We start from the raw sequence: 6,612 nt of genomic DNA, 5'->3' as shown, positions 1-6,612 counted from the left end.
GACATATTGGATTTGTAGGCCTTACCGTCGAAAAGTGGTCCTCCTTCATACAAAACAGTTTTATCTTTGCGCAAGTCTCCAGTTTCGTATTGGGAGACAAACTCAGCTGTTGGCTGATTCCAACCGTAGCCGCCGCCCACCCAGCCCGAATTGCGTGGTCCCATATAGGTGCTCAGCCAGTTTGCCTGATTTTCATCGTCCCAAAATCCGGCCTTGGTAAGTCCATAATATTGTACTTCAAAGAGCGATTCGGCTGTATTTTTATGACGAGGCTCCCCCCCAAAACAATCACTATAGTCTGCATTAAGCACATACCCCAGCGACTCGACCTGATTGCATTGATCAATGCACAACTGATATTGTTTTAGTGTGAGGTAAACTTTTGCCAAAAGGCCTGCCGCAGCTCCTTTACTGACGCGTCCCTTATCCTGATCGGCATATTCCTCACGACGAGGTAACAGTGTAATGGCTTCCTTAAGGTCTGGTACAATGACTTCATTATAGATGCGTTCTTTGCTCACGCGAGCCGGTTTGAGATCATCTCCAGGTTTCGCGGGTACCAATGAAAGCGGCACATCGCCAAACAGCTGAACCAAAATAAAATAATAGTTCGCACGGAGGAATTTGGCTTCGCCAATCAATCTGTTTTTCAATTGGGGATCTATATCCATCGAAGGGACATTTTCCAAGACGGTATTACAATATAAAATACCGGGATTGGGTCCTCGCCAAAGATCAACCGCCGAAAAATTGTCTGGGCCAGTGGAAAAATTGGACAATTGGATCGTTTCTATTCCATCATCGCCACCACCTGCACCCACGGCACTATTCCCTGCCATAATGTCTAATGACCATATACGCATATTGTATAACTTGGGTCGTTGGAGTGGCTGATAAGCCGCATTGATCATTGCAACAGCAGCGGAAGCATCCTTGACGGATTCGGCACTGGGATCCTCAAGAGGTTCTTTATCCAAAAATTTTGAACATGAGCCCAACCAAAGGGGCATCGCCGCAAGGGCCATATAAAATATTTTTTTCATCATCATGAGTCTAATTAGTTAAAATCTAAGGTCCAATCCCAAGCTAAAGTTTTTTGTGATCGGGTAGTTACTATTGTCAACACCTCCTATCACTTCAGGATCGAAGCCAGAATACTTGGTCCAAGTAAACAAATTCTGCCCTGAAAAATAAAACCGCAACCGTCCTGCATGCAGACGTTTGGCTACAGCTTCAGGCAAGGTATAACCTACGGTCAGATTTTTCAGACGCAGGTATTTTCCCTGCTCAATAAAACGATCTGAATTACGTGTATTCTTATTGGGGTCGCTGTAAATCGCTCTCGGCACCTCATTGCTGGTTCCCTCAGCGGTCCAACGATCAAGAACCTTAGTCGTCTGATTTCGTATGGTATACATACCTTCCAAGGTAACCCTATTGGCATTATAGATCTGGTTTCCAGACACCCCCTGAAAGAATACTTCAAGATCTATATTTTTATAGGACAACTTATTATTCATGGCAAAACTCCAACTTGGTGTTGGATTGCCTAAATAGGTCCGGTCATAGTCATTAACAACTCCATCTTTATTGATGTCCCTAAATTTGATATCGCCGGGTGCCGTACTATTAGCGGGATCTGCCCCTTGATATTGATAAGCATAACTATTCACTTCGGCCCAGTTTTGAAAAATACCATTGGTCAAATAGCCATAAAATGATCCAACAGGCTGTCCAATGGTATGGGACTGATAACCGTAGTAAATAGGTACATCGCCATCAAGTCTAACGACCTTATTTCTATTATAGGAGATATTGAAATCGGTATTCCAAACCAATTCTCCTTTTAGGTTTTGGCTACGTAAACTTAATTCCCACCCCTTGTTTTCTACCTCTCCGGCATTGATCATTGGCGTATAGCTGTCTGAATATCCTGTCGTAATGGGCACGCTCATTTTGACAAGCATATCTGAGGTTTTTTTGATGTAAGCATCCATCGTCAACTGGATCCTGTTTTTGAAAAAACTTGCATCAATTCCAACATTCTGTTGTTTGATCGTTTCCCAGCGTATGCCCGGGTTAGGCATAACGAGTGGGTACAATGTCGAAACGGGAATACCATTGAAAACATATTGACCAGTTTTTAAGCGGGCTGATGCAGCATAGTTATCCAACACGGCCTGATTACCGGTAACTCCATAACCGATACGGAGTTTAACATCACTCCAAAAATCATTTTTGTTAAAAAAAGACTCTTCAGAGATACGCCAGGCGGCAGAAAAAGAAGGAAAAGTCCCCCAACGGTTGGCCGAAGCAATTCTTGATGTACCATCACGACGTACAGTGGCCGTAAGGAGATAGCGATTTTTAAACGTATAATTGGCGCGCCCGAAGAATGACAATAACGCCCATTCGTTGCGGCTCCCACCTACAGTTGGATCTAACAAGCCATTATTTAACTGGTTATTATTGTCGGAAAGAAATTCCTTGATACTTCCATTCATGTAATTATAATCATTGTTTTGCGCACTAGAACCTATCATCACATTGATTTCGTGTCCACCCCCGAAAGTATTTGCATAAGTGAGGGTATTGTCCCACAAATAGGTTAGGCTCTTGTTGAAACTTTCACTCCGATAGGAATTGGGAACGGGGATGGGTTTCCAATTGTATTTAGGCGAAAAGGTCATATTGTCCCAAGCCTTATAATCAAGGCCAAGCAAAGTTTTGAAGGTGAAATGATTCAAGAAATTTGCTTCCGCATAGATATTTCCAAGAAGATTATAGCCTTTCGTTGTATTTTGTTCAAGCATGGCAGTCCCGATCGGATTGCGCAGATCGCCATAGAATATAGCTTCATTTCCTGGCCCTGAATAGGTACCATCTTCATTAAAAATTGGTTGTGTAGGCAATGAGGCAAGCGTATTCAATACGCTATAGGAACCATTGTGTTTTACATCATGGCTTAGCGTGAGCGTATTGCCCAATTTGAGCCATGCTGTCTGTTTAGCTTCATTGTTAAACTGAAAATTATACCGTTTGTAATCGGTGTTTTTCACGATGCCATCCTGATTGAGTATACCAGCAGAGACGTAGTACGTATTCTTTTCTCCACCACCAGCATAACTAAGGGCATAATTAGCTAATTTACCTGTCTGTAGGAGCGCATCTAACCAATCTGTTCCTCGGCCAAGCAATGTAGGATCGGCAAAATCCGGTCGTTGACGGTTATTGTTGTTGGCCATCATCTCATTGTGCTGCGACGCAAACTGTTGTGCATTCAGCATTTTGGGTAGGCTCGTTGCCTGCTGAATCGCGTAATTGGCACTTGCCGTAATACTGCCTTTATTTTTATTACCCTTTTTTGTTGAAATCAATACAACACCATTGGCTCCCCTGGAACCATAAATGGCAGTAGCAGAGGCATCCTTGAGGATATCGATTGTCTCCACATCATTTGGATTGAGCGCATTGAGAGACAGATCCGTTGGGACGCCATCAAGATCGGAAGAGCGTCGTGTANNNNCGCCATCAATCACTAACAATGGAGCACTATTGTTGATTGATCCCAGCCCTCGAATCTGTATGGACACATTGCTTCCGGGCGCGCCTGAGTTGATAACCTGTACACCAGAGGCACGTCCTTGAAGCGCTTCGCCAACATTTGCCACAGGCTTATCTTTCATTGCCTCTGCACCCACAGACGCTAAAGAACCTGTCAGATCTTTCTTTTTAACGGTCCCATATCCAATAACAACCACCTCGTCAAGTGCTGTGTTATCCTTGACTAATATAATATTATAAATTGATGCATTGTCTACTTTTAGTTCCTGAGTCTTGTAGCCGATATAGGAGATGCTCAAAACTGAACCATGTGCAACGGTCATTTTAAAATGGCCATTTCGATCTGTCTGTACTTGTTGGGTTGTCCCCTTGTTGTTGACGGAAACAGCTTCAATAGCTAGCTTGTTTTCGTCTTTTACAGTACCCTGAATCTCCCTTTGTTGTGCAAATGAATTTAAACAGATCAAAATCATTGAAAGCATGAGAATGGGATACGTAAAACGTAATCGCCCCTGGTTTTTCATAAAATTTGATTTTTACGTATTACTTATAATTGTTATCTAATTTCGATTTGAAACTAGTGTCAAATCGCCCCCTAATTGGTTTATCCAAAAATAAGAGGATCAAAGAGCAGATAAAAGAGGTGTATCGCCAAATATAGAAACAACAAAAACGTAAAAACCTAAAAAACAGAATATTACATCAAATACAACAAAGAAATATATAGAAGATTAGGTCAATAATTTAGGGCTTTTCGACCTATTTTTGTGACCAATTCATCAAAATCTTCGCGCGGGACGGCAGCTTTATTTCTGAATTTGGTCCGGTAGGTATAAATGGTATTGGTTGAATAGTGCAGGAAACGGGCTATCTTTGCGCTGTCTGTAATACCCAAACGTATCAATGCAAAAATACGGAGTTCCGGGCTCAGTACTTCATTTGGCTTTAAGACGACTTGCATATCTGCGACTAACAGTGCATTGAAATCTTCCACAAAGTTCGGATACAAGTGCAAAAATACATGATCAAAAGTGGCGTATAATTCTCTTACTTCATGGTCGATCATATCGCGTGATTTAAGCATCTGCTTGAGCTCTTCGATCTTCTTGGCCATGACCATCTTGTTGAGCGAAATCTGGTATTTTTCGAGCTTATCAATATATAAGGAACATAAGTTTAGGAACTCACCGATATAGGCTTCTTTGATGTGATTGGTTTCTGCCAACTCGCTATTCATAGACAGCACTTCGCTATTGGTGGTATGAAGTTCGTCATTGGCTGTATTCAATTGCTGATTGAGCACCTGCAATTTTTGATTGAGTTCGAAGAGCTCTCTACGGACGCGATTTACCCGCTTCATCTGCCTGTATATCAAAATAACTGCTATAATGAGGCACAGCGATAGGATACTGACAATCGCTAGAAAGATTGTCAATTTTGCCTTTTGTTGTAATTCATTTTCTTGATAAGCTGAGTTTATGATTGGAAAGATCTGCGAAGCTTCATAGGTCCGGAAACGGGCATTACAAAATATAGCATCCTCCATTGACGATTTGATACAGCTATAGGCTTCTTCAATATGGTTTGACTTATACAATAAGGTCGCTAATGCCTGCATCGAGGCATTCTCCTTGATGGCGTTTTTAATATCACTAATCGCGGATAGCGTCAAATATTTGCGTTGAAGGTCAATATTTCCTTCCTTTTCATAGATATTAGCCAGGGCATAACATAAGATGGCATGTTCATGATCCTCTTTTCGGGAAAGATCAAGCATATACATCAAACTCTTTTTCGCTTCCTCAAATTTCCCTTCATCATGGAGCTTTTCGGCATAAACTATACGGTATTGACTACTTGCCGTGTCCAGTTCACTTAAGAGCGAATCGCGATAGCGGTCACTCCGAATAGCATACTGCCGATCGTCGGTATTTGAAAATGAATAAAATTTATAGAGCCTTTTCCACGCATCGTAATACTTGATCAACAGTTCTCTAGGAAGCTTGTTCTTACCTACAGTGGCCAATATTTTATAGGCGTCAATATACATACCTGCTGTGAAGTAAAATGAAGCAAGATCCAGATTACTTTCATTGATTTGGAAGAAATCGCCACTTCTTTTGGCTAATTTTACATTTCCCCTAGCATATATAATCGCAGAATCTAGTTTATATGAAGAATATTCTTGGTAAAGGAGCTTGTTTAATTCGTATTGTCCGGAAGTGTTATTTATTGATTTCTGAAGTTGTCGTCCCAAATCGTCTATTCTCGCTTCTTTGAGGGCCATAAACACTTCCTTTTTGTCGATCATCTGAAGCAGTTGTATCAACGCAGTATCCTGTCCAGTTCCTGCTTTACATAAGATAACCGATATAACAATCAACAGGACACATAAAACACGTCTATACATGATACTTTAAACCAAAAGTGACAAAACACAATAGTAACATTTTCTAGGCTTAAAACAAAACTAGCATATACTAATGTTATACATTTATCAAAAATAAAAAATTGCAAATATTCTGATAATATTTTGCGTATTAATACAAATCTTAAACGTTCTTAAAACCTTTATTGAATATTGACACACTTTTAACACCTAAAATCTTGACCTCAATTATCTGTTTATTATTTCTATAAATGTTAGTTGAGGGGATTATTATAAATAATTCGAATTCGTAATTTTGAACTACTAATCTAACAATCAACTTCTTCTAAAACACAATCAAATACTGTGAATACAGTACCTAACATTACTAAAATTTTAAGTTGATTATTGAATTTTAATGCCCTCTTCCTGAAATATGTATATATATATGTTTTATCTGAACGATGATTGTAATTATTGTTATAATGGACAGTATAATGACCATAAAAATCAAAAAGGGTGATTTTCTCTCTTTAAAAGACTTCTGGGATATAGTAGAGGTATGTTTTCTCTTTCTCCTCTTAACAGCAGGTTTTCTCTTGTGTACATTATGTTTTTTTTTCATTTCAATACAACTGGAACAATAAAAAATAGAAATCCTATCACTTGCGTCCTAAACG

The 6,612-nt window shown here is 40.0% G+C and carries 3 protein-coding genes; all 3 read right to left on the bottom strand.

The window, feature by feature from the left end; genetic code table 11:
- Positions 1-1,049, bottom strand: a 1,049-nt coding sequence (locus B2X72_RS18695) for a RagB/SusD family nutrient uptake outer membrane protein (RefSeq protein WP_286851033.1), incomplete at its 3' end; no start/stop codon positions are given.
- Positions 1,050-1,061: 12 nt separating this feature from the next.
- Positions 1,062-4,037 carry a SusC/RagA family TonB-linked outer membrane protein gene (locus tag B2X72_RS18690; protein WP_422663693.1) on the bottom strand — a complete coding sequence of 992 codons (2,976 nt, stop codon included), beginning with the start codon at positions 4,035-4,037 and terminating at the stop codon, positions 1,062-1,064.
- Between the two features lie 263 nt (positions 4,038-4,300).
- Complete coding sequence (locus B2X72_RS18685; protein WP_088160819.1) at positions 4,301-5,974, bottom strand: DUF6377 domain-containing protein; 1,674 nt, start codon at positions 5,972-5,974, stop codon at positions 4,301-4,303.
- Positions 5,975-6,612: the final 638 nt, after the last annotated feature.

The organism is Sphingobacterium sp. UBA7253 (assembly GCF_002472745.1).
In the GTDB taxonomy this organism is placed as follows: Bacteria; Bacteroidota; Bacteroidia; order Sphingobacteriales; family Sphingobacteriaceae; genus Sphingobacterium; species Sphingobacterium siyangense.
Note: the sequence above shows the minus strand (reverse complement) of the source record. Positions and strands in the feature narration are given on the sequence as shown.